Source organism: Bacillus sp. BC05(2025), from assembly GCF_056725905.1.
This window is the reverse complement of record NZ_JBWYRA010000001.1, coordinates 771,465-789,123: the sequence shown is the minus strand read 5'-3', so window position 1 is coordinate 789,123 and position 17,659 is coordinate 771,465. Positions and strand designations below refer to the sequence as shown.

Genomic DNA, 17,659 nt, shown 5'->3' with positions numbered 1-17,659 from the left:
CTAATTGGGGTTCCTTTTTTAGTTTAGCGATATGATACAAGGAATCAAATTAACGACAAATATAATACGCCTCTTTTTTGTGTTTTTCAATAGTATGAAAAATAATAAAAAAAAATTTAAAAACCCATCGATTTCTAAAGGTTATGTATGTTATCATGACAAAAGACTTTTTGAAAGAGGTGGATACCAATGTTACAAGCGCTACTTATTTTTGTTCTTCAAATTATTTACGTTCCCATTTTAACAATCCGTACGATTTTGCTTGTAAAGAATCAAACCAGATCCGCTGCTGCTGTTGGATTGTTAGAGGGAGCTATTTACATTGTCAGTTTAGGTATTGTGTTTCAAGATTTATCAAATTGGATGAACATCGTTGCCTATGTCATTGGCTTTAGTGCGGGACTGTTATTAGGCGGTTATATAGAGAATAAATTAGCAATTGGTTATATTACGTATCAAGTTAGTTTACTAGACCGTTGTAATGAATTAGTAGATGAATTACGTCACTCTGGATTTGGCGTTACAGTATTTGAAGGCGAAGGTATTAATTCTATCCGTTATCGCTTAGATATCGTTGCAAAGCGTTCTAGAGAAAAAGAACTGTTAGAAATTATTAATGAAATTGCACCGAAAGCGTTTATGTCTTCTTATGAAATCCGTTCATTTAAAGGTGGATATTTAACGAAGGCGATGAAGAAGAGAGCGTTAATGAAGAAGAAAGATGAACATGTATCATAAAAAGGGGAATCGTGCTGTATTAAAAGTGCAGTATAAGCCCATATGTAAAAGAGAGGAATCTATTTGATGTAGATTCCTCTCTTTTTTATGAAAAAAATGTATCTGTTCATTGAAAAACTAAATCGTATAATTATTTTTTCTACTCATTCTCAAATTCATGATTAGCCATATAACTTGAATAAATACAGGTATGATAAACGCGATTAATAAAACGATAAGTGATAAGGATTTAAGTTCAGGTGTTTGAATCACTCCAGCACCATCAACGTCGCGTAGCCAAATAATAGCAGCCCATATTCCAAAAATGATAATCCAAAATAGGTTACCAATCCACCAAGAAATCCATCGTTTTTTCATGTTAACACCCCTTACATTTCTTCTCTGTTAAAAGTATATTTTCGTTCGTTACATTTATAATGAAACGACTATAAAATTAGTTGTTATTAACTATATATCTAACTTGTTTAAACGTTACCATTTCTCCATCCTTATCATCATCTTCATTCTGTAAAAGTTGAACTCTTGGTTTGTAGTCTGTCCGATGAGCATCCTTGATACCTGTAATATCAAGCTTGTAAGATTCACCATTCTTTATTTTTTGTTCGAATACTTTTGTATTGGCAACATAAATAAAAGTCACTTTATTTTCATCAATGCCTTCAGTCTTAATTTCTAATTCATTATCTTTTGTTGTAATCGTCGGTGTTAATAATTCAATACTGCCATTTCCGGTTTCTAAAGAATTTTCTGCTATAGTTGAACATCCAGATAACATGATTGCGGTGAATAGAAGAATAGCTAATTTCTGTTTCATAACATCCTCCGATTTCAAGTGATTTTTGATTTTGGCATTGCTAGACTGCTAGTGTTTTATGTAAATGTTTAGTTAGCATTCTTTTTTATCATACCATAATATGTAAATGGAAACAGGCGTATATCCAATTTAAGGGAGATTGAAAAGTTTACTTATTGCCGTAAATTAGTATTTTTACAGTAGGCATATATCTTCTTTAGGAAATCCTTTTTCATATTTAAAATATGCAATGAAATAAAACCAATAAGTCCTATTCCACCGAAAATAAGCCATGGTGTATACATTCCACTTAAGTTGGCTGTAAAAGATGTACCGGTATAATTACCGATGATAAAACCAAATGCAAGTGATAGTTGATAAAATCCGAAGTAAGTAGCTGTATAGGTTTCGTTACTGTAATTTGCAATAGCAATATCAGCGTTAGGTAATACGAGTGTTTCACCAATTGTAAATAAAATTACACAAATAAATAACCAATATGGGTGCTGGAATAAAGGGATGAGTAAAAAGGAAATCCCCATGAATAAAATACCGTATTTAATAATCGATAGCGTGTTGTACGTGTGAAATAGTTTTCGAAATAACACCATAAATATGACGCCTGTTATTGCATTTATCGTAATCACGAGTGTAGCAAGCTGATTGCTATTACTAATGTTTTTCATATGAAGTGGGAATGCGACAGTAAGCTGAGTAAACATAATATAGAAGAAAATCATGATAAATGAAAACAGAAGGAAAGACTTGTTTTGCAAGATAGCCTGTATACCTAATGTGATAGACGTATTATCAGTAGTGACTTGGAAGTGATTTTTAAGTAAGTAAAAGATAAAAGCGAATAACAGCATAAGAGATCCTGTTAGAGAAAAAGCATAGATTGGATCGAGTAAGAGTAAGAACCCTCCGGCAATTGGTCCAATTATTGCACCGCAATTAAAACTAAGATTTAAATATATAAATAATTTTTTTCTTGTATGAGCTGGTTGTGAGCCGAATATGGCGCGCGCAGCAGGTTCATAAAATGCAGTTCCAAAGCCGATAAGTGCAGAAGAAATAGAAATGGTATAGAAATCAGAGCATATTCCTAAAGCGATAAACCCAATTCCTCTTAAAGATAATCCGGCTATCATCATAATGATATAGCCTAATTTGTCAGCGATTAATCCTGAGAATAAAGGGACAACTCGTGATGTGATTGTCATAACCGTCAACACTGTTCCTACTTGGACAGCAGAAAAATGAAGAAAGGTTAATAGATAAATAGCTAAAAATGCGTATACCGCAAAATACCCAAAAGACATAAAAAATGAAGAAATAAGCATGAAACGTATCGGTATTGAGAAACTTTTCATAGAACTCCTCCTAATGTTGTAACCAGTAAAATAATTTGATGGTTAACTATTTTATATTATAATTATACATAAAGTCAGAAAAAAGTAAATTTTAAGAAGAAGGTGGATGGAATTGAATCAAAATGCACCAAATGAACTAGAATATATTCGGGAATTTTTAAATACATGGAAAATACCAAATGATACGAGAGAAGCAATTGATTTGTTGCAGACCGAAGATGATATAAAGCAATTTATGAACAAACATTTTCATGAAGAGTTTCCGTTTCATACGATAGAGGAATTAAAAAGTTTTCGAGAAGATATTCGGATGACGATTGAAGGCGGAGGATCATTGCAAAAGTGGTTAGAGAAATATCCATTTCATGTACATGTAAAGGAAGATATGGAAGGTATTACGTATGAACCAATGCGCGAAGAAAATATATATACAAAAGTATTAAGCATTGTTTTAATGGCAGTTCAAGAACATTTGTGGGGGAGGTTAAAAGCATGTCCAGATTGCCGCTGGGTATTTTATGACAATTCACGAAATGGAAGTAAAAGATGGTGCGGTATGTACGCTGGAGAAGAAGGAGGAAGAGCGTGCGGTACGATTGCGAAAGTGAAAAATTACCGGGCGAAGAGAAAAGGAAGATCAGGTTATAATGTGTAATTTAAATTAGGGGAAGAAAATGGGATGGGGGAATGTAGAATATGAAGGATACACAAATGTTAACTTTAAATAAAAAGTGTTGGGACACAGTTGCACCTTATTTCTTTCAAGTAGATTGTTTGCCGAAATATGGTCCGTATACAGCGTCTGAAGATGAGATTCATTTGTTCGATTCAATTAGAAATAAAAAGGTTCTTGATATTGGGTGTGGAAGTGGGCATTCGCTACAATATATGGCAGAGCATGGGGCGGAAGAGTTATGGGGTCTTGATCTTTCCAGTGAACAAATTAAAACAGCGAATGAAACGTTAAAGGGTTGGAATCCAAAGTTAGTATGCGGAGCAATGGAAGAAGAATCGGATATTCCGAAAGGGTATTTTGATATTGTGTACTCGATTTATGCATTAGGTTGGACTTCGGATTTAGGGAAAACGTTAGAACTAATTTATTCATATGTAAAGCCAGGAGGAAGTTTTATTTTTAGCTGGGAGCATCCAGTATATTCAAATTTACAGTATGGTACAGAAGAAATTGTTTTCAAGTCTTCTTACCATGAGGAAACGCCTATTACGTTTGAAACATTTAAAGGCGAGAATGTACAAGCGACATTATATAAGAGAAAAATAAGTACATACATAAATGAGTTAAATCGAGCGGGTTTTACAATTGAGAGAATTGAAGAGCCTGAACCATCTAGCGCGTTTGATGAAGAATTAGTTACACCGTCTACGAAATATTATTCGTTATATAAAGCTAGAATTTTACCAACTACCTTTATTATTAAGGCGAGAAAGTAAATTGTTTTATAAAAAGAAGCCTATCGTTTCAAATAGATGAAATGATAGGCTTCTTTATTTTTTTAAAAATGAGGTCAGAGGTGTACTTTTCTTATAAAAATGCATTTCATATAAAAGGTGTAATTATTTTTGGGGAAGGGGGATTGTTGTGCGTCGTCATAGAAAGTGCAAAAAATTTGGAGTGGCACTGCCTCTTCCGCTTATAGGAGCAACTGGCCCTACAGGTGATAGTGGTCCAACGGGTCCAACTGGAGGGCATGAAGGTCCGGTCGGGCCTCCGGGAATTACTGGCCCTACAGGGGCAACTGGTCCACAAGGTCCTCAAGGTATCAGGGGGATACAAGGACCACGAGGGACAACAGGAGCGCAAGGAATACAAGGTATCGTTGGTGATACTGGAGAGCAAGGAATTACTGGTCCGGTCGGCTTACAAGGTCCTCAAGGATTAATTGGAGAGCAAGGTCCTGTTGGGGATATTGGATTACAAGGTGTGCAAGGAATACAAGGAATTACAGGCCCTGCTGGTAGTCAAGGTATACAAGGCGCCCAAGGAATACAAGGAGAAATAGGCGAGCGAGGACCAACAGGAGCACAAGGAATGCAAGGAGAGATAGGGGAAACTGGTATTACAGGTGTAACTGGTCCTCAAGGTCCTCAAGGAGCGCAAGGAATACAAGGTGAGGACGGAACGACAGGTATACAAGGAGAAGAAGGTCCACAAGGAATACAAGGAATTACTGGAGAGCAAGGGCACCAAGGTGATCAAGGGATACAAGGAGTAACAGGCCCAACTGGTTCTACTGGAATACAAGGTCCGCAAGGTATAAGTGGAATAAGGGGGATAACAGGGGTAATAGGTCCTCAAGGTCCGCAAGGTATTCAAGGCATACAAGGGATAACCGGATCCACAGGTTTTCAAGGAGCAAAAGGAATGCGAGGAATAACAGGAGCAACTGGGTCTACTGGTACACAAGGTGCAGAAGGTCCACCTGGAGGACCAACAGGAATAACCGGTCCGATTGGTCCATCTAGTGGAGTGACTGGTCCATCAGGCCCGCCTGGTCCACCTGGAGGGCCAACAGGTCCAACCGGTGAAGCTGGTATTACAGGTGTAACTGGTCCCCAAGGTCCCCAAGGAGCGCAAGGTTTACAAGGAATAACGGGTCCTACTGGCCCTCAAGGCGTAAGGGGAGCACAAGGTTCTCAAGGGGGAATTGGTGTAGCTGGCGTACAAGGTGCACAAGGTCCTCAAGGTTTACAAGGAATAACGGGAGCAACCGGTGTAGAAGGTCCAATAGGCATACAAGGTCCGCAGGGAGAAATCGGTCCAACTGGTGCTGAAGGACCTAGAGGTGTGCAAGGAATACAAGGAGTAACAGGTCCAACAGGAGCGCAAGGAATACAAGGGTTACAAGGGATAATAGGTCCTACAGGCACAACAGGAGCGGCGGGAGCCCAAGGTCCACAAGGCATACGAGGAGAAACAGGAGATGCCGGTCCACAAGGTCCACAAGGCATACAAGGAGTTCAAGGAATAACAGGAGCAGCTGGCGTTCAAGGAATACAAGGACCTCAAGGTATACAAGGAGAAAATGGATTGACTGGTCCGCAAGGTGCTCAAGGCATACAAGGAGTTCAAGGAATAATAGGTCCGACAGGCGCAATTGGTTTACAAGGGCCTCAAGGCATACAAGGTATAGTAGGACCAACAGGAGCGCAAGGTTCTCAAGGTATGCAAGGCATACAAGGAATTACCGGTCCGACAGGGGCACAAGGAATTAGAGGTCCTCAGGGGAATTTGGGAGAAAATGGGATAACTGGTCCACAAGGAGTGCAAGGGGCACAAGGTACTCAGGGACCCGAAGGACCACAAGGAAATGTTGGGGTTACGGGTGTAACGGGAGAAACAGGAGCGACCGGAGAAACAGGAGCGACCGGGGCACAAGGAATACAAGGCGTTCAAGGGATTATAGGGATACAAGGAAGTACAGGAATGACAGGGCCTACCGGTGCAACTGGGGTAACCGGAATACAAGGCGTGCAAGGTATTCAAGGAATACAAGGACCAACTGGAGCAAGGGGAATGACAGGGGGGAACGGTAGTGTAGGTCCAACCGGAGCGCAAGGTAGTCAAGGTCCGATTGGAGCTGCGGGCTCTACTGGCGCAACAGGTAGTCAAGGGCCTATAGGTTTTTTAGGAATTGTAGGTGCAACAGGAGCGACTGGCTTACCTAGCGGTGGTGGTTATTTCTTTTCTACTTCAACGAGTGCAATTGTAGCGAATGCATTCATACCAATCAATTCAGGATCTACAACTTTTGGTTCTGGTGTTAGTTTAACCGATGCAACAACTGTAACGTTAAGTACGCCGGGAATATATTTAGTAAGCTATTATTTTCAAGGTGATCCAACTGCTGGAAATGAAACGATTTCAGTGAGGCTTACTTTAAATGGAACACAAGTCGCAGGGAGTTTTATTTTTTATGTTACAGGAGGTACTTTTATATTAGAACCAGCAGTTTCGAATACGATGGTTATTGAAGTTATTTCTTCAAATGCAACTTTGTCTTTACAAAATGGCCCATTAGCTATTGGTCATGTAACGACATTATCTGGTGTGATAACTGCTAGTTTAAATGTATTAAAAATAGTTTGACACGTTAGTTATAACGGGGGGAGATGCTTGTGAGGGATCAAGATAAGTGTAGTAAGTTTCAAGCACCTATTCCTTTTCCAGCGTCAGGTATTACGGGGCCAACAGGTCCAACGGGTCCGACAGGTTCTTTAGGTGGACCGACTGGACCACAAGGAATACAAGGCGTACAAGGGCCAATTGGTCCAACAGGTCCTACAGGAATTCAAGGAGTGCAAGGGGTGCAGGGAGAAATTGGTCCAACGGGTCCAACTGGCTTAACGGGACCACGTGGTGCTCAAGGTATTCAAGGACCGATGGGGGAACAAGGTCCACAGGGAATTCAAGGTGTTCAAGGAGTGCAAGGGGAAAGGGGACCAACTGGACCAACTGGAATACAAGGGATACAGGGAATACCAGGGCCAATGGGAGAAACAGGTCCAACTGGTATACAAGGTGTTCAAGGTATGCAAGGAGAAATGGGGCAGGCAGGCCCAACCGGAATACAAGGTATACAAGGAGTGCAAGGAGAAATTGGTCCAACGGGTCCGACAGGGAATACCGGTATACAAGGTGTTCAAGGGAATTTAGGAAGTAGTGGTTTACAAGGTGTAACAGGAATACAAGGTATTCAAGGACCAATCGGGCCGACTGGTCCAACAGGTTCACAAGGAATACAAGGAGAACAAGGGCCAATGGGCCCAACCGGTGCAACTGGCGTTCAAGGTTTACAAGGTCCACAAGGTGAGATGGGGGTAACTGGTCCAACCGGCTCTCAAGGAATTCAAGGCGTGCAAGGTATAATAGGCCCAACCGGTGCAACTGGTTTGCAAGGGGATCCGGGTCCAACTGGCGCTACCGGCCCAACAGGGGTAACGGGCCCAACTGGATCTGCAACGGGCCCAACCGGAGCAACGGGTCCAACCGGATTACAAGGTTTACAAGGAGTACAGGGACCGATAGGAGCAACGGGGCAGACAGGTCCGCAAGGTTTGCAAGGGGCACAAGGTCCGATTGGTCCAACCGGTCCGCAAGGTATCCAAGGAATACAAGGTGAGCAAGGAGTAATGGGGCAGGCAGGCCCAACCGGATTACAAGGCCTTCAAGGAATACAAGGTCCAGAGGGTCCAACCGGTCCTCAGGGTTTACAAGGAGTGCAAGGCCCAAGTGGAATAACAGGTCCAATCGGTCCGCAAGGTATACAAGGAATTCAGGGGCCGCAGGGAGATATAGGTCCAACGGGAGCGACTGGAATACAAGGCGTACAAGGTCCAGAGGGTCCAACGGGAGCAACTGGAGCAACAGGCCCGCAAGGAATTCAGGGAATACAAGGGATACAAGGTCCAACCGGTCCACAAGGCATTCAAGGCATTCAAGGAATACAAGGTCCGATTGGTCCAACAGGCCCGACTGGACCACAAGGCATACAAGGTATAACTGGCTCGACGGGTGCAACCGGAGCAACTGGAGCAACCGGAGCGACTGGAGTAACGGGTCCTCAAGGTCCTCAAGGAATTCAAGGACCACAAGGCGTAACGGGAGCAACTGGAGCAACAGGCCCGACTGGAGCAACCGGTCCACAAGGCGTGCAAGGAATCCAAGGTCCACAAGGGATAACAGGTCAGGCAGGAGCAACCGGAGCGACGGGAGTAACAGGTCCACAAGGCATACAAGGTATTCAAGGTCCACAAGGTGTGACGGGAGCAACCGGCGCAACAGGAGCGACAGGAGCGACTGGAGCAACAGGACCGACAGGAATCCAAGGAATAACAGGAGCAACAGGAGGAACGGGAGTAACAGGCCCAACAGGTGCTACGGGCCCAACCGGCGTAACAGGTGCAACTGGAACGTCTGCCATTTCAACAGGTGGCGGCTATTTCTTCTCTACCTCAATAAGTACAATTGCAGCAAATGCCAACATTCCGATTAATTCTGGATCCACTGTATATGGAACTGGTGTATCTTTAACTAGTGCTACAACTGTCACAGTATCCACACCAGGAATATATTTAGTAAGCTACTATTTCCAAGGGGACGCGACTGGTGGGAACGAAACAGTATCTGTTAGGTTGCTATTAAATGGAACACAAGTAACAGGGAGTTTCATACAAAATGTGACGACATCAACGGTAGTAATCGAACCAGCCATTTCAAATACGCTTCTTGTAAATGTAACGAGTGCCAATTCAACATTAATATTACAAAATGGTCCGTTAGGTGTAGGGCATGTGACCACTATAGCAGGTGCGATTACGGCAAGTTTAAATGTAGTGAGAATATTATAAAAAATATAAAAAACACAAGGTGTGTCTTTGTAGACACACATTGTGTTTTTCTCTTTATCTTTTCGGCTGGAAAATATGTTGAAAGAAGTATTTGTGATGTAAGTTATCTACAACTTTATTTGCTTGATATGTGCGGTGTTGTTCGAGTCGAAGTCTTTGCTCCATCATTTTTATTGCGTGATCAGATAAACGTAACATTTTACATTTCTCCTTTTCTATAAATATAGGTGACTATTTGGTATCGATCCCATATTTATAATTAAGGAGGCAAAATGTGTAACATAGGCAAAAAGCACCTTCCTCTCCCATTACGCTTACGAGGTTAGCTGTCGGACTCGGGAAGTGAGAGTTTCCCTACTTAAATAAGATTCGCCCCAAGTAGCATAGCTACAAAAATGGTTCCCCCGCTCCAAAATTTGGACTCAGCAAAAGGTTTTATAAAGTAAAAGATAACATAAGTAAATTGTTAAGTCAAACTATTTGTTGTTTTCTGATTTTTTAAGGGAGATTAAAACTACACCATCGGGTAACATGATATCCTTTACTTCCATAAATCCATATTTTTTATATAAAGACAGAGCAGGGGTATTTTCTTTCCCTGTTTGTACAATATATGTTTGGGAAGGGGAGAACATGTCAAATACATATAATAGTAGTTTTGTTGCAATCCCTTTATGAAAATAATCAGGAGATACTACTAAACGATGAATATCAACTTCCTCTTCATCTACTTTAAAAGAAATAAACCCAGCAAGTGTATCTTCATAAAAATAGCCGTAAAACATTTCATCACAGGATTGAATATCGGCTACAGTATCATAAAGGCGAGGGATAGCCGTACTATTTATATATTTTGCCTCGATTTCATAAGCGGGTATTTGAATGTTTAAAATAGAAGTAGCGGTGTTGCGGGAAGTTGTTATTAATTTTTGAATCATATGGCAAAACCTCCTTCTAGACTTTATTTTCATAGATTTGACAAGATTTTTCTTTTTTGGATATAATAATTACATAACAATTTAGTATGAAAAAGAAATACACCATAATAGAAATGGAGGACTAAAAATGGGATGGATTATCACATTAATAGTTGGTGCTATTATAGGTGCAATTGCAGGTTCTATAACGGGTAAAAATTTTCCGGGTGGTATGTTTGGAAATATTATCGCAGGTTTATTAGGTGCTTCGTTAGGCGGTAGATTATTTGGATCTTTTGGGCCATCATTTGGTGGGATTCATGTTGTGCCAGCATTATTAGGTGCAATTGTATTAATTCTTATTGTATCATTTGTAGTGAAAGCTGCAAAGAAATAGAGATATAGATTATGATGAAAAGCCCTGAATAAGGGCTTTTCATCTTTCGAAGAGGTGGTTTCGTTGGAGAAATTAAATATAAGAAAAAGAGATAAGTTGAAAAAGTTTTTTAGAGAACACAATTATTTATCGGTGCTACTTGGGTTTGCACTATTGTTCATTAATATTTTATTACTAACAAAAATATCATTTGTTTTTACACCGTTTATCGTCTTTTTAAAGACAATTTTCTTCCCCGTATTATTAGCGGGTGTACTATTTTATATTTTGCATCCATTCGTTTCGCTTCTCGAAAAGAAAGGTGTATCAAGAATTGTATCGATAGCTTCTATATATTTAATAGTAATAGGCTTGTTTGTATTTTTAGTCTTGACGGTTATTCCTATTATTAAAGATCAAATTGATGCATTAATAGATAACTTACCGTATTTCGGTCATGAAATTGAGAGAGCAGCACGTAGATTTGGAGAAAGTAATTTATTAGGGAAAATTCAGGAGAATTTAAATATCGATGTAGCGAGTATGGTAAAAGACTACACAGTTGATTTTACGAAGTCGTTATCATCAGTAACTGGAAATGTAACTGGATTTTTAAGTACTATTACAGAGGTCGTTTTAACATTTGTAATGGTTCCATTTATATTGTTCTACCTTTTAAAAGATGGTGAGCAGTTACCGAATCATTTTTTAAAGTTTATTTCAGAACAAAGACAGCCAGCAGCGATGAGAATACTAGATGATATGCATTATGCGATTAGCTCGTATATTAGAGGGCAAATTATCGTTAGCTTGTTTATTGGAATTATGCTATTAATTGGTTATCTTATTATCGGTATTAAATATGCGGTACTCCTTGCTATTTTAGCGATGATTGTAAATATCGTTCCGTATGTAGGGCCAATCATCGCAATTACACCAGCTTTAATTATTGCGTTTATTGACTCACCAGCAATGGTGTTAAAAGTAATCGTCGTTATGATGGTTGTACAATTAGCAGAAGGTAAGTTTATTTCTCCGCAAGTTATGGGGAAAAAGTTAGATATTCATCCAATTACTATCATTTTTATTATTTTAACTGCAGGAAACTTATTCGGTATTATGGGGATTATTTTAGCAATCCCAGGATATGCGATATTAAAAGTGCTAGTGACGCATGGGTATAGATTTGTTAAGTTGAATACGTGAAAAAAGCTAGAACAGATATTACTGTTCTAGCTTTTTTACTCTTTCTATAGTAGACAAATTGACCTTATGCGTAGGCTTTTAATTCAACAATAGGTAGATTGCTTTCCTGTAGTTTGTAAACAAATAATAAATCGTCCATGCGAAAATTAGCATCAACTTCAAGAGAAATGAAAGTACCCCCGATTTCTACTTGGTTTCCGTTTTCATTTTCAAAAGTGAGTGCACCGTCAAACGTTTCTATGTACTCATCACAAGTGTATACATATATAGCGACAGGTGTGAAATGTATAATGACCCCTAAAGTATCATCTTGCGCCTTATCATCGTTATTAAACGTATCAATCTTTCCATCATTCTTTTTAGTAAACCAACCCATGACATCACCTCGTTTTTGTAGTGCAAATCGATTCTATATATATTGATTATATATCGTTCGGAATAAATTGGTAATTACTATTATTAAAACTTAACAAAAAGAAAATTCAGTTTTTTGTGAACAGAAAATGTGATAAACTGTAAAAAATAACGAAAAGCAATGAAAGAGAAGAGTACATATTCGAAACTTTTCAGAGAGCTGATGTGTGGTGAAAATCAGTAAGGGATGAATATGGAATGGGCTCTGGAGCTTCTAGCTGAAATGAGTAGGCAAAGACGGTTACTTCACGTTAAGAAGTTGAAGTGAGCTATGAATGATAGCTAATGAAGGTGGTACCACGGGAGTCTCTCGTCCTTTTTATAGGATGGGAGACTCTTTTTATCCCACTTTAATGGGCAGTAAGACCCCCACCTCAAAATGCAGCGAAAGAAAAGAATTTAGGTAGGGGATCAACTGCCACTAAAAGTCCGATTGGTTCACTAATAATCAGCGGGGGATGAAGAAAACCCCCACTGATTAAAGTTTCACTTTATTTTGAGAAAGGAGGAGTTAGGTTGAGTGACAAAATAATGTTAACAGGGATTAAGCCGACAGGTTATCCGCATATAGGGAATTATATTGGCGCGATTAAACCTGCGTTGCAAATGTCGAAAAAGAATGAAGGAAAAGCATTGTATTTTATAGCTGATTATCATGCGTTAAATGCTGTACATGATCCAAGTCAGTTTAGTAGTTATACGAAAGAGGTAGCAGCTACTTGGTTATCACTCGGGCTTGGTGAAGATGTTATTTTTTACAGGCAAACAGAAGTGCCGGAGATTCTAGAATTAGCTTGGATATTAGCTTGCCTAACTCCGAAAGGGCTTATGAATCGTGCCCATGCGTATAAGGCGAAGGTGGAGCAAAATAAAGAAGCGGGTTTAGAGGTCGATGCCGGAGTGAATATGGGGCTATATACGTACCCGATTTTAATGGCTGCTGATATATTACTATTTCAAGCAACTCATGTACCAGTTGGAAAAGACCAAATTCAACATATTGAAATTGCGCGTGATATTGCGACGTATTTTAATCATACATTCGGCACGACATTTAGGCTTCCAGAGTATGTCATACAAGAAGAAGGTGCCATATTACCAGGCCTTGATGGAAGAAAGATGAGTAAAAGTTACGGGAATGTAATCCCATTATTTGCAGAGCAAGAAAAACTACGAAAGTTAATATTTAAAATTAAAACAGACTCCTCACTTCCGAATGAACCGAAAGAACTAGAAACGTTATTTACGATTTATAAAGAATTTGCGATGGAAGATGAAATACAGTGGATGCGTGAAAAGTATGAAACTGGCATTGGATGGGGCGATGTGAAAAAAGAGTTATTTCGCGTTGTAGACCGTGAATTAGCTGGACCTCGTGAAAAATACGCTATGTATATGAATGAGCCGAATTTATTATATGAAGCATTAGAAAGGGGTGCTAAGCGGGCAAGGGAAATGGCGAAAGTAAATTTAGAGGAAATTAAAAAACGGATTGGATTTGAAGGGGGACGTTAAGCGTTCCCTTATTTTTTATAAAAAAACGAACGAAATTTCAATTTGTTACCAATATAGAGTGAGGAGGGATAGAAATGATTACAACTCTCGAGTTAAAAGTGTTGTTATTCCAAATAGGAACAGAAATTGTACCACCTAGTAATTTAAAAGAAAAAATTTTAATTCAGGTTAATTTGGTGGAGGGAATAAAACTTAATAATGTTGAGGTGAATAATGATGAGTGAAGTTGTGTTAGCAGTTCAAGATTTAAGTAAAACATATGAGAGTGTAGATACAAATGTTAAGGCGTTACAAAATGTAACTTTGGAGTTAAATAAAGGAGAACTCCTTGCCATAATGGGAACGAGTGGATCTGGAAAGAGTACATTACTAAACATTCTTGGTGCTCTAGATAAGCCTGATGAGGGGGTTATCTATGTAAATGGTGAAGTGCCTACAAATATGTTTGTTGAACCATATGCAACGGAGTACAGGCGGGATAACATAGGATTTATTTTTCAGTCATTCCATTTATTAAAGGATTTATCTGTAGAAGAAAATATTGCGTTACCTCTCATATTATCAACTGATTCAGAAGAGGAGATACGAGAAAAAACCAATAAAATATTAGATGTTCTTGGTTTAGCAAATTGGAGAAATCATCGACCAGTTCAGCTTTCTGGAGGACAACAACAACGTGTTGCAATAGGTAGGGCGTTAATAACATCTCCTCCCATTGTTCTTGCAGATGAACCTACTGGAAATTTAGATTTCAATACGTCTAATGATATTTTACGAATACTAGTCGATATGAAACAAAGATTTAATCAAAGCATGATTCTTGTTACTCATGATCCCCACATTGCTACGTATGCAGATCGGGTTCTATTCTTTCATAATGGAGAAGTTGTTGATGATTATACGTGTTCTCATAAAGTAAATGATATGAATATTATTTTAGATAAATTTAAAAAATTAATGGAGAAATCAAAATGATAAAATCAGTACGAGGATTAAGTTTACGCTTTTTTAAGACGAATAAATATACTGCTATTTCCTCTATAGTTAGCGTTATGTTAGCTGTTTCTCTAATTGTTACGATGATTGTATTTTCGAGTCATGCGAAGCAGTCTGTTATAAATGAAGTTAAAAAATTATATGGAGATATGGATTTATCTGTTGGATATAACCCTGATCAAAATAAATTGATGGATAAATCTTTACTACAAAATATTAAGGAACAAGACAATATTGAATACATGTCAAAAGTATTAGTAAATCATTTGCAAGTGAATAAATTGAATACAGCTATTTATACAGTAGGTGTTCAAAATGATTCGTTATCTAAAAGTCGATATCACTTTTCTAAAAATCTATCAAATGAGGAAGTAACATTAAATGATGGATTAGCAGAAACTTTACAAGTAAAAATTGGAGAAAAGATTGAAATAGAAAATAAATCCTATGTAGTAAAAGAAGTGTTGCCTGATATAGAAGCTGGAGGTTCAGCTCCAGATATACTCATTTTATCGGAAGGTGCGGTGAAACAGCACGTATATGAAAAAACGGGTAAACACAATGAGGCTACTTATGTGTTGATAAAAGCAAAAGAGAATGCAGATGTACTAGCTTTGTCTAGTCAAATTCATAAAATAGACAAAGAATTAAGAATTGATATTGCGGAGGAAGATGAGTTTTTAAAAAGTAATTTAGCATCATTACATATTTTTATAATCGTTTTATCTGCATTAATACTAATTATTACTGCGTTATTATTGATGTCTAATTTTGAAGTGTTTTTATATAAATATAAGAGTCAATTTGCTATTATGCGTTCAATGGGAGCAACAACGAAACAAATGTTTAAAGTTATATTTATTCAATGTAGTGTAATTAATTTTTTGGGTGGAATATTTGGTCTGTTACTAGCTATAATCAGTAACCGTTTTTTACAAAGTTGGCTAGAGCATATATTTGCTTTTCAAATTAAATCAATGAATTTTGATTATGAAGTAGCAACTATAACGATGGTTTGTAGTATCTTTTTTATTGAAGTGTTTATGTTATATCCTTCATACAGAAGTTCGAAAATATTGCCAATAAAGCTTATGCGCGAAAATGAAGAATCCGACTTTTCTAATAAAAAAACACGCAGTATTATGGGGAAATTCCTTTTAATTAGTAGTATATTTTTAACTGTTTTTGGTGGCTTTGTAGCAAATGCGGGAGATACGCAGGCAATAGTGATATTAATAGGAGCTATATTTCTCGTTTTAGGAGTATATATTTTATTTCCGATTTATCTTTCTTCGATATTACTAGCATGTCTACCTTTAATGAAAAAAGTATTTGGAAGGAACACATTTGTCGCTATTAAAAATGTAATTCCGCAAGTAAGGAAAAATACATTTGTTATCTTAATGATAAGTACAATGATGGTGATAGTTGTATTTGGATCCACTATATTTAAAACGATGCAAAAAAATAATGAAAGATATTTAAAACGAGAATTTCCAACACATATTGTTGTAGAAAATCGTTTGAATAATGATTCAACAATTACCTCACCTCATATACAAAATATATGTAAAGAAATAAGTAGTGTAAAAGGAGCTAGTACGATTAGTACGAACTCACTGGCAGAATTAAAGCAAGGTGAAAAATATATTACTTTTGACTATAATTTAGGTGATTTGAAGGAAATGGAAAAGCAAGGATTACTGCCAGAAGTACCTGCAAATTTGGAAAATAGTATAATTATTACAGAAGGGTTAGCAGAGCGGCATAAACTTCATGTAGGTGATATTGTTCAATTGGGGCTATTTTCAGAACAGGAACAAAAGGTTAGACCGACTAGTAAGGTAGAAATCGGATTAATTGTTAATGAGCTACCGAATTCGCCTTCGGTGCTCATGGATTGGAGTAATGTAACATATAAACAAGATTATACAGTTTTTGAGCGTGCATTTATTAGTTCAAATAATAAGAGAGAGACGTTGGAGCAATTAAAGAAATTGAAAGGCCAATATCCACAATTAAAAATAAGTAGTTATACTCAATCGTTAAAGCAATCTAATTTAATGTTTCAGCAAAGGTGGTCCATCTTCATTGTTGTTATTGTAGTAATTTTGTTTAGTGTAACATTAGGGGTATGTAATACACTTATAAATAATATTCAATCTAAAAGAAAAGAGTTTGCGATTTTACGAGCAATAACAGTTAAGAAAAAAGGGATTGTACAAGTTATTTTGACACAAGTTCATTTATATGTACTTATTGGAATTATACTAGGGGCTGTAATAGGGATATTATTGACCTATATGGTAAGTATAATAGATCGTACACCGTTATATTTTGATTTCAAACTTATCGTAACGGTAATAGTGGGGATGTTCGGAATGGTCCTTATTATTTTTATTCCTTTTGCTAATAGAATAGGAAAAAGGGATATTGTTCAAGAGTTAAATAAGGATAATAAATAAAATATAGTCAAGATGAATTCCATCTTGACTATATCAATAATTCAATTCGAATTCCGAAAGTCCGTAACAATCCTCTCAATAACAGAAGGAAGATTACTAGGTAACTCATCAAGTGGAAAAAAGCGCAGTTCTTTTGATTCCGTTTGGTCGCATACAAGCTCACCATGGAATTCACGGCAAATATAAACAACGAGTACACCGTGTACTTGATCGCCGTTTGGATAGATTTGAAAGAAATCAGGTCCTGAGTATGTACGGAATAGTTCTGGATTTTTAATAATAAGTCCAGTTTCTTCATATACTTCTCGTTTTAAAGCTTCTTCTAACGTTTCGTTATATTCTAGGGCGCCTCCAATAATGCCCCAGCGGTTGAAATCTGTACGGAGTTGCAATAATATTTCATTTTTCTCATTTACTATAATAGCGTGTGAACCTATTAAAATAAGTGGATGATTTCCTACTAAATTTCTCATGTCTTCAATATACCCCATATTTGT

18 protein-coding genes, 1 riboswitch and 1 other annotated feature are annotated in these 17,659 nt (G+C 37.7%); of the genes, 11 read left to right on the top strand and 7 right to left on the bottom strand.

All coding sequences use genetic code 11. The features are described from left to right. Nucleotides 1–189 precede the first annotated feature (189 nt). Nucleotides 190–738, top strand: coding sequence for a DUF2179 domain-containing protein (locus ACZ76X_RS04170; RefSeq protein WP_098668961.1), 549 nt, complete (start codon nt 190–192; stop codon nt 736–738). Nucleotides 739–855: 117 nt separating this feature from the next. On the opposite strand, the gene ACZ76X_RS04165 is transcribed toward ACZ76X_RS04170, so the two are convergent. From ACZ76X_RS04165 to ACZ76X_RS04155, 3 genes are all read right to left on the bottom strand, one after another. Further along, nucleotides 856–1,095, bottom strand: coding sequence for a DUF3923 family protein (locus ACZ76X_RS04165; RefSeq protein WP_144574996.1), 240 nt, complete (start codon nt 1,093–1,095; stop codon nt 856–858). Between the two features lie 76 nt (nt 1,096–1,171). Further along, a complete protein-coding gene (locus ACZ76X_RS04160; protein WP_479849652.1) occupies nt 1,172–1,552 on the bottom strand; it encodes a hypothetical protein in 381 nt (126 codons plus the stop codon). A 152-nt stretch (nt 1,553–1,704) separates the two neighbouring features. Then, nucleotides 1,705–2,904, bottom strand: a complete 1,200-nt coding sequence (locus ACZ76X_RS04155; RefSeq protein WP_479849651.1) for an MDR family MFS transporter — start codon at nt 2,902–2,904, stop codon at nt 1,705–1,707. Between the two features lie 112 nt (nt 2,905–3,016). On the opposite strand from ACZ76X_RS04155, the gene ACZ76X_RS04150 reads away from it, so the two are divergent. The 4 genes from ACZ76X_RS04150 to ACZ76X_RS04135 all read left to right on the top strand — a co-directional run bounded on the left by ACZ76X_RS04150 (nt 3,017) and on the right by ACZ76X_RS04135 (nt 9,273). Beyond that, nucleotides 3,017–3,559 carry a CGNR zinc finger domain-containing protein gene (locus ACZ76X_RS04150; protein ID WP_479849650.1) on the top strand — a complete coding sequence of 181 codons (543 nt, stop codon included), beginning with the start codon at nt 3,017–3,019 and terminating at the stop codon, nt 3,557–3,559. A gap of 41 nt (nt 3,560–3,600) precedes the next feature. Beyond that, nucleotides 3,601–4,356 carry a class I SAM-dependent methyltransferase gene (locus ACZ76X_RS04145; protein WP_479849649.1) on the top strand — a complete coding sequence of 252 codons (756 nt, stop codon included), beginning with the start codon at nt 3,601–3,603 and terminating at the stop codon, nt 4,354–4,356. 148 nt (nt 4,357–4,504) lie between these two features. After that, nucleotides 4,505–7,012 (top strand): collagen-like protein, encoded by a 2,508-nt coding sequence (locus tag ACZ76X_RS04140; RefSeq protein ID WP_479849648.1) that lies wholly within the window; start codon nt 4,505–4,507, stop codon nt 7,010–7,012. A gap of 23 nt (nt 7,013–7,035) precedes the next feature. Continuing rightward, nucleotides 7,036–9,273: a collagen-like protein gene (locus ACZ76X_RS04135; protein ID WP_479849647.1), complete on the top strand. Its 2,238-nt coding sequence runs from the start codon at nt 7,036–7,038 to the stop codon at nt 9,271–9,273. A gap of 54 nt (nt 9,274–9,327) precedes the next feature. Here ACZ76X_RS04135 and ACZ76X_RS04130 read toward each other — a convergent pair whose 3' ends face one another. Together ACZ76X_RS04130 and ACZ76X_RS04125 are read right to left on the bottom strand one after the other, a co-directional pair. Continuing rightward, entirely contained in the window at nt 9,328–9,471 is a 144-nt protein-coding gene (locus ACZ76X_RS04130) for a hypothetical protein (RefSeq protein WP_000945246.1), read from the bottom strand. Nucleotides 9,472–9,568: 97 nt separating this feature from the next. Next, a riboswitch (cyclic di-AMP (ydaO/yuaA leader) is annotated at nt 9,569–9,711 on the bottom strand. 38 nt (nt 9,712–9,749) lie between these two features. Continuing rightward, nucleotides 9,750–10,211, bottom strand: a complete 462-nt coding sequence (locus ACZ76X_RS04125; RefSeq protein ID WP_479849646.1) for a GNAT family N-acetyltransferase — start codon at nt 10,209–10,211, stop codon at nt 9,750–9,752. Between the two features lie 127 nt (nt 10,212–10,338). On the opposite strand from ACZ76X_RS04125, the gene ACZ76X_RS04120 reads away from it, so the two are divergent. Both ACZ76X_RS04120 and ACZ76X_RS04115 read left to right on the top strand, forming a co-directional pair. Continuing rightward, nucleotides 10,339–10,587: a GlsB/YeaQ/YmgE family stress response membrane protein gene (locus ACZ76X_RS04120; protein WP_000539720.1), complete on the top strand. Its 249-nt coding sequence runs from the start codon at nt 10,339–10,341 to the stop codon at nt 10,585–10,587. A 63-nt stretch (nt 10,588–10,650) separates the two neighbouring features. Continuing rightward, nucleotides 10,651–11,772, top strand: a complete 1,122-nt coding sequence (locus tag ACZ76X_RS04115; RefSeq protein ID WP_479849645.1) for an AI-2E family transporter — start codon at nt 10,651–10,653, stop codon at nt 11,770–11,772. 64 nt (nt 11,773–11,836) lie between these two features. Here ACZ76X_RS04115 and ACZ76X_RS04110 read toward each other — a convergent pair whose 3' ends face one another. Then, nucleotides 11,837–12,148: a hypothetical protein gene (locus ACZ76X_RS04110; RefSeq protein WP_479849644.1), complete on the bottom strand. Its 312-nt coding sequence runs from the start codon at nt 12,146–12,148 to the stop codon at nt 11,837–11,839. A 150-nt stretch (nt 12,149–12,298) separates the two neighbouring features. After that, nucleotides 12,299–12,507: a binding site (T-box leader), on the top strand. Between the two features lie 195 nt (nt 12,508–12,702). Between ACZ76X_RS04110 and ACZ76X_RS04105 the strand changes: the two genes are divergently transcribed. From ACZ76X_RS04105 to ACZ76X_RS04090, 4 genes are all read left to right on the top strand, one after another. Then, nucleotides 12,703–13,701: a tryptophan--tRNA ligase gene (locus tag ACZ76X_RS04105; RefSeq protein WP_479849643.1), complete on the top strand. Its 999-nt coding sequence runs from the start codon at nt 12,703–12,705 to the stop codon at nt 13,699–13,701. Nucleotides 13,702–13,775: 74 nt separating this feature from the next. Next, nucleotides 13,776–13,925, top strand: coding sequence for a hypothetical protein (locus ACZ76X_RS04100; protein ID WP_000633429.1), 150 nt, complete (start codon nt 13,776–13,778; stop codon nt 13,923–13,925). After that, a complete protein-coding gene (locus ACZ76X_RS04095; protein ID WP_479849642.1) occupies nt 13,918–14,676 on the top strand; it encodes an ABC transporter ATP-binding protein in 759 nt (252 codons plus the stop codon). The genes ACZ76X_RS04100 and ACZ76X_RS04095 overlap by 8 nt, the downstream gene beginning before the upstream one ends. After that, the gene (locus ACZ76X_RS04090) at nt 14,673–17,162 is read left to right on the top strand and encodes an FtsX-like permease family protein (protein WP_479849641.1); all 2,490 of its coding nucleotides are present in this window, start codon (nt 14,673–14,675) and stop codon (nt 17,160–17,162) included. The genes ACZ76X_RS04095 and ACZ76X_RS04090 overlap by 4 nt, the downstream gene beginning before the upstream one ends. Before the next feature lie 41 nt (nt 17,163–17,203). Here the strand turns inward: ACZ76X_RS04090 and ACZ76X_RS04085 are convergent, their stop codons facing one another. Beyond that, nucleotides 17,204–17,653 carry an NUDIX hydrolase gene (locus tag ACZ76X_RS04085; protein ID WP_479849640.1) on the bottom strand — a complete coding sequence of 150 codons (450 nt, stop codon included), beginning with the start codon at nt 17,651–17,653 and terminating at the stop codon, nt 17,204–17,206. Nucleotides 17,654–17,659 lie beyond the last annotated feature (6 nt).

What these genes read in the sequence shown, in the direction of transcription:
- ACZ76X_RS04170 (WP_098668961.1), top strand. Translation starts at nt 190, where the DNA reads ATGTTACAAGCGCTACTTATTTTTGTTCTTCAAATTATTTACGTTCCC.
- ACZ76X_RS04165 (WP_144574996.1), bottom strand. Translation starts at nt 1,095, where the DNA reads ATGAAAAAACGATGGATTTCTTGGTGGATTGGTAACCTATTTTGGATT.
- ACZ76X_RS04160 (WP_479849652.1), bottom strand. Translation starts at nt 1,552, where the DNA reads ATGAAACAGAAATTAGCTATTCTTCTATTCACCGCAATCATGTTATCT.
- ACZ76X_RS04155 (WP_479849651.1), bottom strand. Translation starts at nt 2,904, where the DNA reads ATGAAAAGTTTCTCAATACCGATACGTTTCATGCTTATTTCTTCATTT.
- ACZ76X_RS04145 (WP_479849649.1), top strand. Translation starts at nt 3,601, where the DNA reads ATGAAGGATACACAAATGTTAACTTTAAATAAAAAGTGTTGGGACACA.
- ACZ76X_RS04135 (WP_479849647.1), top strand. Translation starts at nt 7,036, where the DNA reads ATGCTTGTGAGGGATCAAGATAAGTGTAGTAAGTTTCAAGCACCTATT.
- ACZ76X_RS04130 (WP_000945246.1), bottom strand. Translation starts at nt 9,471, where the DNA reads ATGTTACGTTTATCTGATCACGCAATAAAAATGATGGAGCAAAGACTT.
- ACZ76X_RS04125 (WP_479849646.1), bottom strand. Translation starts at nt 10,211, where the DNA reads ATGATTCAAAAATTAATAACAACTTCCCGCAACACCGCTACTTCTATT.
- ACZ76X_RS04120 (WP_000539720.1), top strand. Translation starts at nt 10,339, where the DNA reads ATGGGATGGATTATCACATTAATAGTTGGTGCTATTATAGGTGCAATT.
- ACZ76X_RS04110 (WP_479849644.1), bottom strand. Translation starts at nt 12,148, where the DNA reads ATGGGTTGGTTTACTAAAAAGAATGATGGAAAGATTGATACGTTTAAT.
- ACZ76X_RS04100 (WP_000633429.1), top strand. Translation starts at nt 13,776, where the DNA reads ATGATTACAACTCTCGAGTTAAAAGTGTTGTTATTCCAAATAGGAACA.
- ACZ76X_RS04095 (WP_479849642.1), top strand. Translation starts at nt 13,918, where the DNA reads ATGAGTGAAGTTGTGTTAGCAGTTCAAGATTTAAGTAAAACATATGAG.
- ACZ76X_RS04090 (WP_479849641.1), top strand. Translation starts at nt 14,673, where the DNA reads ATGATAAAATCAGTACGAGGATTAAGTTTACGCTTTTTTAAGACGAAT.
- ACZ76X_RS04085 (WP_479849640.1), bottom strand. Translation starts at nt 17,653, where the DNA reads ATGGGGTATATTGAAGACATGAGAAATTTAGTAGGAAATCATCCACTT.